The organism is Micromonospora sp. NPDC007230 (assembly GCF_042869115.1).
Classification (GTDB): Bacteria; Actinomycetota; Actinomycetes; order Mycobacteriales; family Micromonosporaceae; genus Micromonospora.
This window is the reverse complement of record NZ_JBIAFE010000019.1, coordinates 130,401-145,791: the sequence shown is the minus strand read 5'-3', so window position 1 is coordinate 145,791 and position 15,391 is coordinate 130,401. Positions and strand designations below refer to the sequence as shown.

Annotated in this window: 18 protein-coding genes; 11 read left to right on the top strand and 7 right to left on the bottom strand. The window is 74.2% G+C overall.

The features are described from left to right. The first annotated feature begins 105 nt into the window (after positions 1–105). Positions 106–483 carry an NADH-quinone oxidoreductase subunit A gene (ndhC, locus tag ACFYML_RS25065; protein WP_073840061.1) on the top strand — a complete coding sequence of 126 codons (378 nt, stop codon included), beginning with the start codon at positions 106–108 and terminating at the stop codon, positions 481–483. 6 nt (positions 484–489) lie between these two features. Here ndhC and folP read toward each other — a convergent pair whose 3' ends face one another. Continuing rightward, positions 490–1,359: a dihydropteroate synthase gene (gene folP / locus ACFYML_RS25060; protein WP_387422942.1), complete on the bottom strand. Its 870-nt coding sequence runs from the start codon at positions 1,357–1,359 to the stop codon at positions 490–492. Between the two features lie 161 nt (positions 1,360–1,520). Here folP and ACFYML_RS25055 point away from each other — a divergent pair, with 161 nt between their 5' ends. The 4 genes from ACFYML_RS25055 to ACFYML_RS25040 all read left to right on the top strand — a co-directional run bounded on the left by ACFYML_RS25055 (position 1,521) and on the right by ACFYML_RS25040 (position 4,091). After that, positions 1,521–2,279 (top strand): DivIVA domain-containing protein, encoded by a 759-nt coding sequence (locus tag ACFYML_RS25055; protein ID WP_387422941.1) that lies wholly within the window; start codon positions 1,521–1,523, stop codon positions 2,277–2,279. Further along, complete coding sequence (locus ACFYML_RS25050) at positions 2,276–2,770, top strand: SRPBCC family protein (protein WP_387422940.1); 495 nt, start codon at positions 2,276–2,278, stop codon at positions 2,768–2,770. Before ACFYML_RS25055 ends, ACFYML_RS25050 begins: the two co-directional genes overlap by 4 nt. A gap of 52 nt (positions 2,771–2,822) precedes the next feature. After that, a complete protein-coding gene (locus ACFYML_RS25045; RefSeq protein ID WP_387422939.1) occupies positions 2,823–3,407 on the top strand; it encodes a DNA-3-methyladenine glycosylase I in 585 nt (194 codons plus the stop codon). 63 nt (positions 3,408–3,470) lie between these two features. Continuing rightward, positions 3,471–4,091, top strand: a complete 621-nt coding sequence (locus ACFYML_RS25040) for a hypothetical protein (RefSeq protein ID WP_387422938.1) — start codon at positions 3,471–3,473, stop codon at positions 4,089–4,091. Positions 4,092–4,130: 39 nt separating this feature from the next. Here ACFYML_RS25040 and ACFYML_RS25035 read toward each other — a convergent pair whose 3' ends face one another. Both ACFYML_RS25035 and ACFYML_RS25030 read right to left on the bottom strand, forming a co-directional pair. Then, a complete protein-coding gene (locus ACFYML_RS25035) occupies positions 4,131–4,922 on the bottom strand; it encodes an enoyl-CoA hydratase/isomerase family protein (protein ID WP_387422937.1) in 792 nt (263 codons plus the stop codon). Positions 4,923–4,925: 3 nt separating this feature from the next. Then, positions 4,926–5,744 (bottom strand): PaaX family transcriptional regulator C-terminal domain-containing protein, encoded by an 819-nt coding sequence (locus ACFYML_RS25030; protein WP_387422936.1) that lies wholly within the window; start codon positions 5,742–5,744, stop codon positions 4,926–4,928. Positions 5,745–5,934: 190 nt separating this feature from the next. Between ACFYML_RS25030 and ACFYML_RS25025 the strand changes: the two genes are divergently transcribed. Both ACFYML_RS25025 and ACFYML_RS25020 read left to right on the top strand, forming a co-directional pair. Beyond that, entirely contained in the window at positions 5,935–6,102 is a 168-nt protein-coding gene (locus tag ACFYML_RS25025) for a DUF3117 domain-containing protein (protein WP_013283866.1), read from the top strand. A 143-nt stretch (positions 6,103–6,245) separates the two neighbouring features. After that, entirely contained in the window at positions 6,246–7,703 is a 1,458-nt protein-coding gene (locus tag ACFYML_RS25020) for a leucyl aminopeptidase family protein (RefSeq protein ID WP_387422935.1), read from the top strand. Between the two features lie 22 nt (positions 7,704–7,725). Here ACFYML_RS25020 and ACFYML_RS25015 read toward each other — a convergent pair whose 3' ends face one another. Continuing rightward, entirely contained in the window at positions 7,726–8,376 is a 651-nt protein-coding gene (locus ACFYML_RS25015) for an O-methyltransferase (protein ID WP_387422970.1), read from the bottom strand. 228 nt (positions 8,377–8,604) lie between these two features. Between ACFYML_RS25015 and ACFYML_RS25010 the strand changes: the two genes are divergently transcribed. Next, positions 8,605–10,008 carry a S1C family serine protease gene (locus tag ACFYML_RS25010; RefSeq protein ID WP_387422934.1) on the top strand — a complete coding sequence of 468 codons (1,404 nt, stop codon included), beginning with the start codon at positions 8,605–8,607 and terminating at the stop codon, positions 10,006–10,008. Positions 10,009–10,081: 73 nt separating this feature from the next. Beyond that, positions 10,082–10,504 (top strand): preprotein translocase subunit TatB, encoded by a 423-nt coding sequence (locus tag ACFYML_RS25005; RefSeq protein ID WP_387422969.1) that lies wholly within the window; start codon positions 10,082–10,084, stop codon positions 10,502–10,504. Between the two features lie 170 nt (positions 10,505–10,674). Here the strand turns inward: ACFYML_RS25005 and ACFYML_RS25000 are convergent, their stop codons facing one another. The 3 genes from ACFYML_RS25000 to ACFYML_RS24990 form a co-directional block, all read right to left on the bottom strand. After that, the gene (locus ACFYML_RS25000; RefSeq protein ID WP_387272950.1) at positions 10,675–11,820 is read right to left on the bottom strand and encodes an Mrp/NBP35 family ATP-binding protein; all 1,146 of its coding nucleotides are present in this window, start codon (positions 11,818–11,820) and stop codon (positions 10,675–10,677) included. A 212-nt stretch (positions 11,821–12,032) separates the two neighbouring features. Beyond that, on the bottom strand, positions 12,033–12,647 hold the full coding sequence (locus tag ACFYML_RS24995) for a DUF1003 domain-containing protein (protein ID WP_387422933.1): 615 nt from the start codon (positions 12,645–12,647) through the stop codon (positions 12,033–12,035). Then, complete coding sequence (locus tag ACFYML_RS24990; RefSeq protein ID WP_387422932.1) at positions 12,640–13,926, bottom strand: magnesium transporter MgtE N-terminal domain-containing protein; 1,287 nt, start codon at positions 13,924–13,926, stop codon at positions 12,640–12,642. The genes ACFYML_RS24995 and ACFYML_RS24990 overlap by 8 nt, the downstream gene beginning before the upstream one ends. A gap of 32 nt (positions 13,927–13,958) precedes the next feature. Here ACFYML_RS24990 and ACFYML_RS24985 point away from each other — a divergent pair, with 32 nt between their 5' ends. Beyond that, positions 13,959–14,828 (top strand): PhzF family phenazine biosynthesis protein, encoded by an 870-nt coding sequence (locus tag ACFYML_RS24985; RefSeq protein ID WP_073840049.1) that lies wholly within the window; start codon positions 13,959–13,961, stop codon positions 14,826–14,828. A 44-nt stretch (positions 14,829–14,872) separates the two neighbouring features. Beyond that, complete coding sequence (locus ACFYML_RS24980; protein WP_387422931.1) at positions 14,873–15,388, top strand: hypothetical protein; 516 nt, start codon at positions 14,873–14,875, stop codon at positions 15,386–15,388. The last annotated feature ends 3 nt before the right edge of the window (positions 15,389–15,391 follow it).

The window sequence follows — 15,391 nt, the reverse complement described above, 5'->3', positions numbered from 1 at the left end:
GGCTCGTTTCCGTTTTTCGGCCATGGTTGTCATCGGGCGTTGGCCCCAAAACGAAACAAACCTGCGTTCGGGACCCCCGGCGGGCGGAGCGGTAGGCTCCCGACCGTGACCGGTTATCTCGGCTCGTACGCCACCCTCGGTCTCCTGCTGCTCGCCGCCGTGCTCTTCTTTGTCACGGCGTTCTCAGCCAATCGGGTGTTACGTCCCAGCCGTCCGGCCGATCCCTGGGGGAAGCGGGCCAGCTATGAGTGCGGCCTCGACCCGGTCGGTGGCGACTGGGCGCAGATGCAGATCAGGTACTACGTCTACGCGTACCTGTACGTGCTCTTCGCGGTCGAGGCGGTCTTCCTCTTCCCCTGGGCCCTGGTCTTCGACCGGCCGGGGTTCGGTGTGACGACGGTGGTGGAGATGGCCGTCTTCGTCGCCGTGGTGGCGCTCGGCATCCTCTACGCCTGGCGGAAGAACATCCTCCGCTGGACGTGACCTGGCTCAGGCCAGGCCGCGCCGGGTCAGGGTCGGCGGCCGGTCCCCCTTGATCGAGGCGACCATGTCCAGCACCCGGCGGGTCTCGCGGACCTGGTGGGCGCGGAACACCCGGGCGCCGAGCCAGGCCGAGACGGCGGTGGCGGCCAGGGTGCCCTCCAGCCGGTCCGGCACCGGCAGGTCCAGCGTCTCGCCGATGAAGTCCTTGTTCGACAGGGCGACCAGCAGCGGCCACCCGGTGTCGGTGAGTTCGCCGAGCCGGCGGGTGATCTCCAGGGAGTGCCGGGTGTTCTTGCCGAAGTCGTGCGCCGGGTCGATCAGGATCCCGTCCGGGCGTACGCCGAGGGCCACCGCGCGGTCGGCGAGCCCGGTCACCGTGGCCACCACGTCGGCCACCACGTCGTCGAACGCGGCCCGGTGCGGCCGGGTCCGCGGGGTGAGCCCGCCGGCGTGCGAGCAGACCAGCCCGGCACCGGTCTCCGCGGCGACCCGGGCCAGCGCCGGGTCCGCCCCCGACCAGGTGTCGTTGAGCAGGTCGGCGCCGGCCGCCACCGCCTCCACGGCCACCTCGGCCCGCCAGGTGTCGATCGAGATGACCACGTCGGGGAACGCGGCCCGGACGGCGGCGATGGTGTCCACCGTCCGGCGGATCTCCTCGGCCACGTCGACCTCGTCGCCCGGACCGGCCTTCACCCCGCCGATGTCGATGATCCCGGCGCCCTCGGTCACCGCCCGTTCCACCGCCCGCAGCGCGCTGTCCTGCGCGAAGGTGGCACCCCGGTCGAAGAACGAGTCCGGGGTGCGGTTGACGATCGCCATCACCACCAGCTCGCCGGGGGAGAAGGTCCGCCCACCGAGCCGCAGCGCCCCGGTCATGCCCGCCTCCTGATCTCCGCCCCGGCCCCGGTCGTCCGCCGGACGCCCCCGACGCTATCCGGTCGGTCCCCGGCCGGCCCGCCCGGTACGCCGGGTTTCGAATCATGATCGGTGCGGGTGGAGGGCTCGCCCGATGCGCGCCCGCATGCCACGATCTCCCCATGGGTGACGTTCTGCTCCTATTGGTCGTGGCGCTGACCGTCGCGGCGGTGGTGTTCGGGGTGACGGTGCTGGTCTCCGGGCGGGACCCGGGCCTGGTGCCCACCGAGCCGGACGGGTGGGCCGTGCCCCTGCCGGGCAGCCGCCCGCTGGACGAGTCGGACATCGCCGAGGTGCGCTTCGACACCGCGCTGCGCGGCTACCGGATGGCCCAGGTCGACCAGGCGATGCGCCGGGCCGCGTACGACATCGGCTACAAGTCCGAGCTGATCGGCGTGCTCGAGGCCGAGATCGCCGCGCTCCGGGCGGGGCGGACCGAGGAGGCCGACGCGCTGCGCCGGACCCGGGAGCAGGCCGCCGGCACGGAGCCGGCCGACAGCCCGACCGCCGGGAGCAGCCCCGGCGACGCCCTGGCCGACGGGGCCGGCGAGACCACCGGGACCTCCGTCGACGCGGCCGCCGACAGTTCGACGGACGCGCTGACCGCCGAGGCGGGGCTGGCCGCCGCACCGGCCGCCGCGGCGGTGGAGGACGAGGCGATGCTCCCCTCGGACACCCCGGCGCCCCCCGGCCCGGTGGCCCCGGTCGCAGCACCCGCCGACGAGGCAGCGACCGATCGGGCCGCCGCCGGCCAGCCGCCGGCCGGCCCCACCTCCGCCCCGGCCGCCGGCACCCCGGCCGCCGGCCCGACCGGGGCGACCGCCCCGGTCCCCGACGGCGAGCGGGAGCGCGGCGCGGTGGTCCGCTCGGAGTCGGCGTGACCGGCCCGGAGGGCGAATCGCTCGGCGAGGCGGCCCAACCCGGTGCCGCCGAGGTCACCGCGACGGTGATCGTCGACGCGCCGGCCGAGCGGGTCTTCGCCGCGCTGACCGCCTGGGAGCGGCAGTCTGACTGGATCCCGCTCACCACGGTGCGGGTGGTGGAGGGCGACGGCGGCGAGGGGAGCCTGGTCGAGGCGGTCACCACGCTCGGCCCGGCGGTGCTGCGGGACGAGATGCGGGTGGTCCGGGTGGACGCCCCGTACGAGGTCGGCGTGGTTCACTGCGGCAAGCTGCTGCGCGGCCCCGGGGTGCTGCGGTGCACCCCGGTGGAGCAGGACCGGACCCAGGTGGTCTGGCACGAGTGGTTCCACCTGCCCGGCGGGACCGCCGGCCGGGTGGCCTGGCCGGTGCTCTGGCCCGGCTCGAAGTTCAGCCTCACCCAGGCGCTGAAGAAGTTCGCCCGGCTGGTCGAGCAGGGCCGGCTGCCCTGAGCCCGCGGGGCGTCGTCGCTCGTTGTCGGTGGGTCGGCCTAGCCTTGACGCCGTGACTGACCTGGTGATCGGCGCCGACGGGCTGCACCGCTGCGCCTGGGGAGCGAGCACGCCGGACTACGCCGTCTACCACGACGGGGAGTGGGGCCGGCCGCTGCGTGGCGACGACGCGCTCTACGAGCGGCTGACCCTGGAGGCGTTCCAGTCCGGCCTGTCCTGGCTGACCATCCTGCGCAAGCGGCCGGCGTTCCGGCTTGCCTTCGACGAGTTCCGGATCGAGAAGGTCGCCGGCTACGGCGAGGCCGACGTGGCCCGACTGCTGGCCGACGCCGGGATCGTCCGCAACCGGGCCAAGATCGAAGCCGCCGTCGCCAACGCCCGGGCCGCCCTGCAGCTGCCCGGCGGCCTCTCCGAGCTGCTCTGGTCCTACGCGCCGCCGCCCCGGCCGGCCCGGCCCCGGTCGTTCACCGAGGTGCTGGCGCTCACCCCGGAGTCGACCGCGCTGGCCAAGGCGCTCAAGAAGCAGGGCTTCCGCTTCGTCGGCCCTACCACCGCGTACGCGCTGATGCAGGCCACCGGCATGGTGGACGACCACCTCGCCGGCTGCCACGTCACCCTCGACGCGGTCGGGACGTGACGCCGGCGGCGTCCGGCGGACGTGCCGGGACCAGCACCGTCCCCGCGTGATGGGATTGACGCCATGACCGACACCGAGCTCCGTACGAGCGGGACGACCGAGAGCACCGTGTCCGGCGCCTGGGCGGTGCTGCTGCCCGCCGAACGGTACGAGGCCGAGCGGCTGGTGCACCACGACACCCTGGAGCTCACCGGGCTGGACGGCGTCGCGCGGCCCCGGCCCGGTGACCCGGTCGCCGTGCTGGTCGACGAGCCGCTGCGGCTGGTGGCGCTCGGCCGGGTCGCCCTGGCCACCGCGGAGACCCGGGAGGACCCGGACGACCCGCAGTCCGAGGCCGGCCCGGGGGAACTCGTCGTGTCGTACACCCGGCGGGTGCTCGACGAGCCGGTGCCGGTGCACGACGTGGCCCTCGACGGGCCGGTGACCGGGCTGGACCTGGCGGCCTGGGGGCAGCTGGCCGCCTTGCTCGGCCCGCCGCCCGCCCGGCGGTCCTGGCTGGTCAGCCTCGACCTGCCGATCGAGGCGGCCTCGCCCGCCGAGGCGGTCCGGCTCTTCTGGTCGTACGTGCAGGAACTGGGCCCCCGCGAGCTGCCCGCCTTCGTCTCGCCCTCCGGCGACGAGCTGGCCATGCAGGCGTACGTGCTCGGCGTGGCGGCCAACCAGGATCCCGAAGAGGACGACTGACCGTCGCCAGGGCGGCGTGCGGGGAAGCCCCGGTGGGGGTCAGTGGCCCGCGAAGGTGGGCTTCTGCTTGTTGACGAACGCCATGGTGGCCGCCTTGTGGTCGGCGGTGGCGCCGCAGATCGACTGCGCCTGCGCCTCGGCCGCGAGGGCGTCGGCGAGGGTGCCGGCGTCGGCGATGGAGAGCTGGCGCTTGATCGCCCCGTACGCGACGGTCGGGCCTGCGGCGAGCCGGGCGGCCAGCTCCTGCGCGGCCGGCAGCACCTGCTCGTCGTCGTCCACCAGGCGGGTGAGCAGGCCCAGCCGGCCCGCCTCCTCGGCGCCCACCGGCTCGGCGAGCATGAGCATTTCGACGGCCTTGGCGTGCCCGACGAGCCGGGGCAGCGTCCAGGAGGCGCCGGTGTCGGCGGCGAGCCCGACTCCGGCGAAGGCCATCAGGAACTTCGTCTTCGGCCCGCCGATCCGGAAGTCGGCGAGGAACGCCAGCGAGGCGCCGGCCCCGGCGGCCATGCCCCGGACCGCGGCGACCACCGGCTTGGGCAGGTTGGCCAGCCGGGCGGCGATCGGGTTGTAGTGGGCCCGCACGGTGGCCAGCTGGTCGGTGTCGGCGGATTCGAGGGTCTGCACGTGCTCCCGCAGGTCCTGCCCGGCGCTGAACGAGCCGCCCGCCCCGGCCAGCACGACCGCCCGGCAGGACCGGTCGGTCTCCAGCTCGGCGAGGGTGTCGCGGAGCGCCTCCTTGAGCGACACGTCCAGCGAGTTCATCGCGTTCGGGCGGTTCAGCGTCAGGGTGACGACGGCGTCGGTGCGGTCGACGAGCAGCGGCTCGGTCACGTTCTAACGACCCTTCTGTCGGGCGAGGCGGTTGCTGGCGTCGAGGCAGTGCTCGACGTACCGGTCGGCGGCCGGCCGGAGCCGGGCCGCGTGCCGGTCGAAGAAACCGGCCGCGTTGGTGCCCGGCCAGCGCTCGGGAAGCAGCGCCGGGGGCAGCTGCGGGTCCCGGAAGAGGAAGGTACGCCACGCGTGCACGAGCCGGAACCGGGCCGCGTACGCCTCCTCGTCGCTGCTGCGCACGGTGACGCCGGACAGCAGGGGCTTCTGCTCCGCCACGAACCGCTCGTACGCCCGGCCGATCTCGGCCAGGTCCCAGGCCCGGCGGACCACCCCCATCGCGCCGGGGTTGCCGGCGGCGTGGGCGGCGGTGAACCGCTCGTAGTGCACGCCCGCCTCGGCGAGCAGGACGTCGACGTCCTCACCGGGGCGGGTGGCCACCCAGGTGCAGTCGTCGAGCGTGCCGTAGCCGAGGAAGGTCAGGTTTGCGGCGAGCCGCTGCCGGTCCCGCCGGGCCGTCGGCGCCTCCAGCACCAGCATGTCGAACCGCCCGTCCCAGCTGTGCCGGCCGGTGCGGTAGATCCGGGAGGCCGCCTCGTCGAGTCGCCGGGCCGCTTTCGGCGTGATCGAATAGCCGGGTCCGGTGGCGAGCCGGAGCGGTTCGAGCCAGCCCTGGCGGACCATCCGGGAGACCGCGGTGCGGACGGCCGGAGGGGCGATCCCGAGCGGCGCCAGCAGCTTGACCAGGGCGGCGACCGGTGCGCGCCCACCCCTCGCCCGGAGGTGGTCGCCGTACAGGTCGAAGAGTGCCGACCGTGCCTGCATGACCGCACATTGTGACAGGCCTATCCAAGATAAGCTAGATGCTGTTACATCAATGCTGCTTCGGTTTGGGTCCGGCGGTGTTCATCAGGGAAAATCGTTGGTCGACGCCCCCGCGATGGTTGCGGGTGGTTATGGCGAAGTGGCTGTGGGGCAACCCACCGACCCTGGTGTAGGTCTGAGGGGAGACAACATGGCGGCGATGAAGCCGCGGACGGGCGACGGTCCGCTGGAAGTCACCAAGGAGGGCCGGGGCATCGTCATGCGGGTCCCGCTGGAGGGTGGTGGCCGGCTCGTCGTCGAGATGACTCCCGACGAGGCCACCGCGCTGGGTGACGCGCTGAAGGCGGCCGCCGGCTGAGCGAGGAGCGGTCCGCGCGGCCCGGGTCGCGCGAGCGGTTCGTCCTACCCTGAGCCACCGGCACCGCCGGTGGCTCAGGGCCTTCGTCGGCTCGCTTCGGCGAGTTATCCCGTTTTGAGAACTTTTCGGAGGTGCGGTCCAGCGTGCTGGCCATTCGTCTGGTGCGCGAGCCCGAGCGGCTCGACACCCTCGTCCTGCCCGTTCGCCCCGTTGGGCCGGACCGCCCGCCCGCGCTGGTCCCCACCGCCTCGCCGCCCGGCGACGACGTCCGGGCCGAGGCGACCGCGCTGCTCCCCGCCGCCCGGCTGACCGGTGCCGCGGGCGAGGTCCGGGAGCACCTGCGCCCGGGCGGCACGCCCGCACGCCTGGTGCTGCTCGGCGTCGGCGACGGCGACGAGCACGGCTGGCGGACCGCGGGCGCGGCGCTGGCCCGCGCCGCCAAGGATGAGACGTACGTCACGGTGGCCCTCCCGGCGGACGCGGCGGAGGCGCTGCGCGGCCTGGTCGAGGGGCTGCTGCTGGGCTCCTACCGGTTCCGGCTGACCGAGGCCGGCGGGACGCCCGCGCTGGCCGAGGTGGACGTCGTGGTGCGCGACCCGGACGGGCTCGCCCCGACCCTGGCGGCGGCCCGGACCACCGCCGAGATGACCCGGCTGGCCCGCGACCTGACCAACACCCCCTCCTCGACCAAGAACCCGGGCTGGTTCGCCGCTCAGGTCGAGGCCGCGGCGGCCGACCGCCCCGACCTGCACCTGCGGGTACGCGGCCCGGAGGAGCTGGCGGCGGAGGGCTTCGGCGGCATCCTCGCCGTCGGCGGTGGCTCGGCCAGCGGCCCCCGCCTGGTCGAGCTGGACTGGCGGCCGGCGGACGCGCGTACCCACGTGGTGCTGGTCGGCAAGGGGATCACCTTCGACACCGGTGGCATCTCGATCAAGCCGGTGCCAGCCATGAAGCTGATGCGCAAGGACATGGCGGGCGCCGCCGCCGTGGTGGCCGCGACCCTGGGCGCCGCCGCGCTGCGGCTGCCGGTGCGGATCACCACGCTCGCGCCGCTCGCCGAGAACATGGTCAGTGGCTCGGCGTTCCGCCCCGGCGACATCATCCGCCACTACGGCGGCCTGACCAGCGAGAGCACCAACTCCGACGCCGAAGGGCGGCTGGTGCTGGCCGACGCGTTGGCGTACGCGGAGCGCGAACTCCGCCCCGACCTGCTGGTCGACCTGGCCACCCTGACCGGCGCGAACGCGGTGGCGCTGGGCAAGCGGCACGGCGCCCTCTACAGCGAGAACGATCAGCTCGCCGCCGACCTGCTGGCGGCGATCGGGGCGGCCGGCGAGCGCGCCTGGCGGATGCCGCTGCCCACCGACTACGTCGAGTATCTGGGCAGTGACGTGGCCGACCTGCACAGCTCCCCGGACCCGGCCAAGTCCATCACCGCTGCCCTGTTCCTGCGCGAGTTCACCGGCGACCTGCGGGACCGCTGGGTGCACGTGGACATGTCCGCCCCCTCCTGGTCGGAGGACGTGCACGGCGAGCTGACCCGAGGCGCCACCGGCTGGGGCGTACGCGGGCTGCTGCGCTGGCTGGCGACCCTGGGCTGACGGCGGGAGGCCGCCCGGCGGTTCAGGCCTTCACGGCGACGAGCAGGCCGTGGCCGACCGGCAGCAGCGCGGGGATCCAGTGCTCCGACTCCCGGATCGCCTTGATGGTCTCCCGGACGGTGACCGTCTCCACGTCCCGGGCGGCCGGGTCGCCGATCCGGCCGCCGGCGAGGGTGCCGTTGAGCGCGAGCACCCCGCCGGGCCGCAGCAGCCGCAGCGCGGCGTCCACACAGGCGGAGAAGCCGGTCGCCTCCGCGTCGACGAAGACCAGGTCGTAGGCGCCGTCCGCGAGCCGCGGCAGCACGTCGAGGGCCCGGCCGGTGATGATCCGGGTACGCCCGGACGGAAAGCCCGCCTCCACGAAGAGCCGCCGGGCGATCCGCTGGTGCTCCACCTCCAGGTCGATGGTGGTGAGCACCCCGTCGGGCCGCATGCCGCGCAGCAGCCAGAGGCCGCTGACCCCGGTGCCGGTGCCGATCTCCACCACCGCCCGGGCGTTGCCGGCGGCGGCGAGCAGTCGCAGCGCGGCCCCGGCCCCCGGTGTCACCGCCTCCACGCCCACCTCGTGGGCGAGACTGCGGGCCGTCCGCAGCACGAGATCCTCGGTGACGTACGACTCGGCGAACTGGAGCGCCTGGGCCGTCGCGTTGCCGGAGCTGGCGACCGTGGCGATGGGACACCTCCGGGCGGCGGGAGTGGTGCGAGGGGTCGGTTTGCGCTATGAGCCTAGAGGCGCGATCCAAGGCGCGCAGCCGCGAGTATGCCGCGCGACGATCACGGCCGGGCAACCCCTGACTCCGTTCGGGGCATTCGTGCAATCCTGGACGGTGTCCCGTGCGGCACGGCCGGCTTCGCTGGCCCCGCGCCACGGGACGTGCGGGACGGACTTGGAGGCACCGACGTGACCGACGGCTGGGACTGGCGCCAGCCCGGCGGGACCCCGGCACCGGCGGGAGGGCCGGCGCCCGGGAGTCCGCCCCCGGGCATACCGGGCGCCGGGGGTGGCACGACCCCCGGGAGTCCGGCGCAGCGCCCCCAGGGCACATACGGCGCCGGGGGCGGCACGCTCCCCGGGAGCTGGCCGCAGGGCCTTCCGGGTGCCGGGGGCGGCACGACCTCGCCCTGGTGGTCCGACGCGCTCGCCGATCCGTGGCGTGACCCGTACGCACCCGCCGCGGTGGTGGTCCCCGCCGCCCCGGTCGGCGCCGGCGAACCGGAGCCGGTGACCGATCCGGACGCGCAGGGCCGGCCGAAGCTGCGGCAGGTGGTGCTGGTCTCGCTCATCACCGCCCTGTTGGCCGGCTCGCTCGGCAGTGCCCTGACGTACGCCTTCCTGCGCGGCAGTGCGGTGACCACCCTCGGCGCGCCGTCCCCGTCGGCTCCGGCGCTCGCCCAGCGCAAGCCCGAGTCCCTGGCCGGCGTCGCCGAGAAGGTGCTGCCCAGTGTGGTGACCATCCGGGTGGCCAGCCTGGGCGGCACCAGCGAGGGCTCCGGCTTCGTGGTCAGCGCCGAGGGGCACATCATCACCAACGACCACGTCGTCGCCGGCGGCCCCGGCAAGGCCACGGTGATCTTCAACGACGGCAGTTCCGCGCCGGCCACGGTCGTCGGGCAGGATCCGGAGTCGGACATTGCCGTGATCAAGGTGACGCGTACCGGGTTGCAGCCGGTGGAGTTCGGCGACTCGGAGGGGCTCGCCGTCGGGGACCCGGTGCTTGCCATCGGCTCGCCGCTCTCGCTCGCCAACACGGTCACCGCCGGCATCGTCAGCGCGGTGGACCGGACCATGCAGGCCGGCGAGCCGGGCGGCCCGACGCGCTACTACGCGGCGATCCAGACCGACGCGGCGGTCAACCACGGCAACTCCGGCGGCCCGCTGGTCGACTCCGGCGGCCGGGTGGTCGGGGTGAACTCGACCATCAAGTCGCTGGTCGCCGACGGGCAGGAGGCCGGCAACATCGGGCTCGCCTTTGCCATCCCGATCAACCAGGCGAAGCGGATCACCCAGGACATCATCGGCACCGGCAAGGCTCGGCGCACGGTGATCGGCGCCCAGGTGGGCGGCACCGGCGTGTCCGGCGGTGGCGTACGTCTCAACGCCGTCGAGCCGTCCGGGCCGGCGGCGGCGGCCGGGCTGCGGGCCGGGGACGTGGTGCTCCGGCTCAACCGGCATCCGATGACCGACCCGACCGATCTGGTGGCACTCGTCCGCAAGTACGCCCCCGGATCGGTGGTGACGGTGGAGTATCGGCGGGGTACAACCCGGCAGAACACTTCGGTAACGCTGGCCGCAGACGCGAAGTGAGCACCCCTCTCCCCCTCCCGGACAGCCCGGTGACGTGCGTAGTCTTGCCATGGACGCGGACGAGGAGGCCGGAGTGTTCGAGAACCTGAACTGGTGGGAGATCGGCGCCCTGCTGCTCCTGGCGCTGCTGATCTTCGGCGACCGGCTGCCCACCGTGATCAACGACGGCCTCCGGATGGTCCGTAACCTGCGCGCCATGGCCCGGAACGCCACCGGCGACCTGAGCCGTGAGCTGGGCACCGACATCCAGCTGGAGGACCTGCACCCGAAGGCGTTCATCCGGAAGCACCTGCTCAGCGAGGAGGACGAGCAGGCCATCCGGAAGCCGCTGCAGAGCATGTACGACGGCCTGCGCGCGGACGTCAGCGGCGTGCACGACGACCTGAAGGAGGTCGCGAAGGCGGCCGACGTGCGGAACACCACCCGTCCGATCACCGCCACCGGCGGCACGGCCCCCGCCCCGGCCCCCCGCGCCAGCTACGACGACGCCACCTGACCCGCCCGCCCCCAGGGCTTCCCGACTTTCCGGCACCGTCGATCATGAGGTTGGCGGCGCACGGATCGGCGTGTCGCACCGCCAACCCCGTGATCAACGAGGCGGGGCCGGAACGCCAGCGACCCTCCCGGGCGGGAGGCCGGGGAGGGTCGGTGAGGTGGGTCAGGGGGTCAGCGGCCGGCGGGCTTGAGGCCCAGGGGCTTGCCGAGCAGGGACTCGCGGCGGACGGCCAGCCGGTCGGCGACCTGCAGGATCGCCTTGGCGGCCGGCGCGTCCGGCTGGGCCAGCACGATCGGGGTGCCGGCGTCGCCGCCCTCGCGGACCCGGGTGTCCAGCGGGATCTGCCCCAGCACCGGCACCTGCGCGCCGATGGTCCGGGTCAGCGACTCGGCGACCGCCTCGCCGCCGCCGGCCCCGAAGACCTCCATCCGGGACCCGTCCGGCAGCTCCAGCCAGGACATGTTCTCGATGACGCCGACCACCCGCTGGTGGGTCTGCAGCGCGATGGCGCCGGCCCGCTCGGCCACCTCGGCGGCGGCGGTCTGCGGGGTGGTGACGACCAGGATCTCCGCGTTCGGCAGCAACTGGGCCACCGAGATCGCGATGTCGCCGGTGCCCGGGGGCAGGTCCAGCAGGAGCACGTCCAGGTCGCCCCAGTAGACGTCGGCGAGGAACTGCTGCAACGCCCGGTGCAGCATCGGACCGCGCCAGACGACGGCCGTGTTGCCCGGGGTGAACATGCCGATCGAGATGACCTTCACGCCGTGCGACTGCGGCGGCATGATCATGTCCTCGACCCGGGTCGGGGCGCCCTCGGCGCCGAGCATCCGGGGCACCGAGTGGCCGTAGATGTCGGCGTCCACCACGCCGACCGAGAGCCCACGGGCGGCCAGCGCGGCGGCCAGGTTGACCGTGACGCTGGACTTGCCGACGCCGCCCTTGCCGCTGGCGACGGCGTACACCCGGGTGCGAGAGCCGGGCTGGGCGAACGGGATGACCGGTTCCTGGCCGCCGCCCCCGCGCAGCTTCGACTGGAGCTCCTGGCGCTGTTCCGGGCTCATCACGCCGAACTCGATCTCGACGCCGGTCACGCCGGGCACCGCGCCGACGGCCGCGGTGATGTCGGTACGCAGCTTGTCCTTCAGCGGGCAGCCGGCCACGGTGAGCAGCAGCTCGACCCGGACGACGCCGTCGTCACCGACCTCGGCGGAACGGACCATGCCGAGCTCGGTGATGGGCCGACGAATCTCCGGGTCGTTGACGGTGGCCAGGGCGGCCTGGATCGCGTCGGAGACGGTGCTGACGGGTGCTGACATGCCCGCAATGCTACGTCGCTGGTCATTGGCGTCCGCCGTTGGCGGGGGCCGGTGTGAGCGAATCGATGACGCGACCGAGGGGTGGACGGGCCGTGCCGCGAAGTGGGACGATCGAGACGAACGCCGCTCGCCTGGCCCCTTGAGGCGCGCGGCGTTCAATACTTTCCCGCGGCTGCCGGCGGCCCGGGCGGCGGTGCCGGTCACCGGCCGGCTCAGCCCTCCGGGCGCCGGTCCCGGGCGTAGTCGCCGTCCAGTTCGTCCTGCGGCTCGTCGAGTGGCTCGCCGCCGTGCCGCCGGGGCTCCCGGCCCGGCTGCCGGCGCTGCCGCCGCTCCCGCCGCTGCCGCCGCTGCGCCGCCTCGTCCAGCTCCTCGGCCAGCCGGGCCAGCTCCGAGCGGACGAAGTCGCGGGTGGCCACCTCGCCCACGGCGATCCGCAGCGCGGCGATCTCCCGGGCCAGGTATTCCGTCTCGGCCTTCTGCATGGTGGCGCGCCGCCGGTCCTCCTCCAGCGCGATCCGGTCCCGGTCCGACTGCCGGTTCTGTGCCAGCAGGATGAGCGGGGCCGCGTACGAGGCCTGGATGGACAGGAGCAGGGTGAGGAAGGTGAAGGTGTACGGGTCGAAGCGCCAACTCGGCGGAGCGAGGGTGTTCCAGGCGAACCACGCGCCGATGACCAGCGTCATGTAGACGATGAAGTTGGCCGTGCCCATGCCGCGGGCGATCCCCTCGGACCACCGGCCGAAGGTCTCCTGGTCGACCCGGGGCAGCCGGACGCCCCGGGGTTCGCGTGGCTGGTCCAGTCGCTCGGCCCGTCGCTGGTCAGCCATCGCCACCGTCCAGGGTCTCCGCCTCGGCGGCGGCCGGGGCCGGTACGACGTCCCGGTTGCGCCAGTCGCGGGGCAGCGAGTGGTCCAGCACGTCGTCCACGGTCACCGCTCCGACGAGCCGGTTGTTGCGGTCCACCACCGGCATGGCGACCAGGTCGTAGGTGGCCATCCGGCGGGTGATCTCGGGCAGCGGGGTGGTCGGTCGCAGTGGGTCGATGTCGTTGACCACCACCCCGCCGAGCAGGTCGGCCGGGGGCTCCCGGAGCAGCCGCTGGAAGTGGACCATGCCCAGGTAGCGGCCGGTGGGGGTGGTCATCGGGGCGCGGGTCACGAAGACCTGGGCGGCCACGGCGGGGGAGAGCTGCGGCTCCCGGATCCGGGCGAGCGCCTCGGCCACCGTGGCGTCCGGGGGCAGGATGACCGGCTCGGAGGTCATCACGCTGCCCGCGGTGCCCGAGGCGTAGCGCAGCAGCTGGCGTACCGGGTCGGCCTCGTCCGGCTCCATCAGGTCCAGCAGCACGTCCTGCTCCGGCGGCGGCAGCTCGTTGAGCAGGTCGGCGGCGTCGTCCGGCTCCATCTCCTCGAGCACGTCGGCGGCGCGTTCCCGGTCCAGTGCGGCCAGGATCTCCACCTGGTCGTGCTCCGGCAGCTCGCTGAGCACGTCGGCGAGGCGCTCGTCGTCCAGCGCGGCCGCCACCTCGTTGCGCCGGGCGTCGGGCAGGTCCTGCAACGCGTTGGCCAGGTCGGCGGGGCGCATGTCCTCCAGGACGGCGAGGAGGTTGGCCGTACCGCGGGTGTCGCCCACCCCGCCGAGGCCGCGTACCCGGTCCCACTCGACCTGCTGGAGGTGGCCGCGGCGGGTGAGCCGCCCGGTCTGCTCGCGGACGGCCACCCGGGTCAGCGGCCACTCGCCGCCGCGGCTGCGTTCCATCGCCACGTCGACCACCGTGCCGGGCTGCCCGTTCTCCAACTGCACCCGCCGGTCCAGCAGCTCCTGCAGCACCAGCAGCTCGTTGGGGCGCTTCTCGAAGCGGCGCAGGTTGAGGGTGCCGCTGCCCAGGACGACGGCGTCCGGGTCGATGGAGGTGATCCGGTTGATGGAGAGGAAGATGCGTCGGCGCATCGGCATCTCGGCGACCAGACCCACCACCTCCGGCGACTGCGGGCTCGGCCGCAGCCGGGCGACCGCGTCGCGGACCCGGCCCACCTGGTCGCCGTTCGGGTCGAAGACGGCGACTCCGGCGAGTCGAGCGAGGTAGACCCGGTTCGGCGTGCTCACAGCACCAGCCTAAGGGCCTAGTGTTTATCAACATGTCGACCTTGGCCTACGAGATCGTGGACGTCTTCACCGACCGCCCGTTCGCCGGCAACCCGCTGGCCGTGGTGTTCGGCGCGGAAGGGCTGGCCACCGAACAGATGCAGGCGCTCGCGCTGGAGTTCAACCTGTCGGAGACGGTGTTCGTGCTGCCGCCGACACAGGTCGGGGCGACGTACCGGGCGCGGATCTTCACCCCGGCCGAGGAGCTGCCGTTCGCCGGCCACCCGAGCGTGGGCGCGGCGGTGACCGCGAGCCGACGTGGCATGTTCGACGCGGGCCAGGTCAGCCAGGAGTGCGGTGCCGGGGTGCTGCCGATCGAGGTGACCGCGACGGGCGCGACCCTCACCGGCGGCACGCCCACCCTCGGCCCCGAGCTCGACCCGGAGCCGCTGCTGGAGATGGTCGGCCTCACCGCCGCCGACCACGCCGGCCCGGCACCGCGGGTGGCCGGCTGCGGCCTGGAGTTCCCCTACCTTCCGGTACGCCCCGACGTGGTGGCCCGGGCCAAGCTGAACCCGCCGGCGGCGGAGCGGTACGGCGTGGAGCACGTGAGCGTCTTCTCCTGGGACCCGGCCACGCAGACCGCGCACGCGCGGGTGTTCGTGCCGGGGCTCGGCGTTCCGGAGGACCCGGCCACCGGCTCGGCCGCGCTGGGCCTCGGGGTCTGGCTGGTCGCCAGCGGGCTGCTGCCCGGCGAGGGGCGCTCGGCGTACGCGGTCCGCCAGGGCATCGAGATCAACCGCCCGTCCGCGCTGGCCTGCACGGTGACCGCGGCCGGTGGAGTGGCCGTGGGCGCGACGGTCTCCGGCCAGGTGATGCCGGTGGCCCGCGGCGAGATCGCCGTCCCGCCCTTCGTGGGCTGACCAGCGTCCACCGCCGACGGGCGCGCGTACGAGAGGATGCCGGTGTGACGGACGAGTTGGACAGCCGCGAGGTGACGCCGCTGGTCGACGAGGCGGTGAAGAAGGCGGCCGTCTGCTGGGTGAGCGTCGGGAATGGTCCGGCGGTGGCGCTCTGGTGCCTGCCGCTGGAGGGGACGCTGCTCGTGGTCAGCGGCCCCGGCGAGCAGTCCGCTCCCGGGCTGGCCGACGCCGACGCGGCGCAGGTGACCCTGCGCGGCGACCACGGCGGCCGGATCGTCACCTGGCCGGCCCGGGTCACCCGGCTGCAACCGGGTACGGAGGAGTGGGAGGCCGCCGCACCGCTGGTCGCGGCGAAGCGGCTCAACGCCTCCGGCCCCACCGCCGACCTGATCGGACGCTGGGCCACCGAGGGCTGCGCGCTGAACCGGCTGGCCCCGGCGGGCACCCCGGTGGCGGGTGCCGACCTGCCGGCCGAGTCGCTGGCCGAGCCGCCCCGGGAGGCCCCCGTGGTCCGGGCCACCCGCAAGCCGTTCCGGCTGCACAAGGTGCGCCGCCGCTGAACC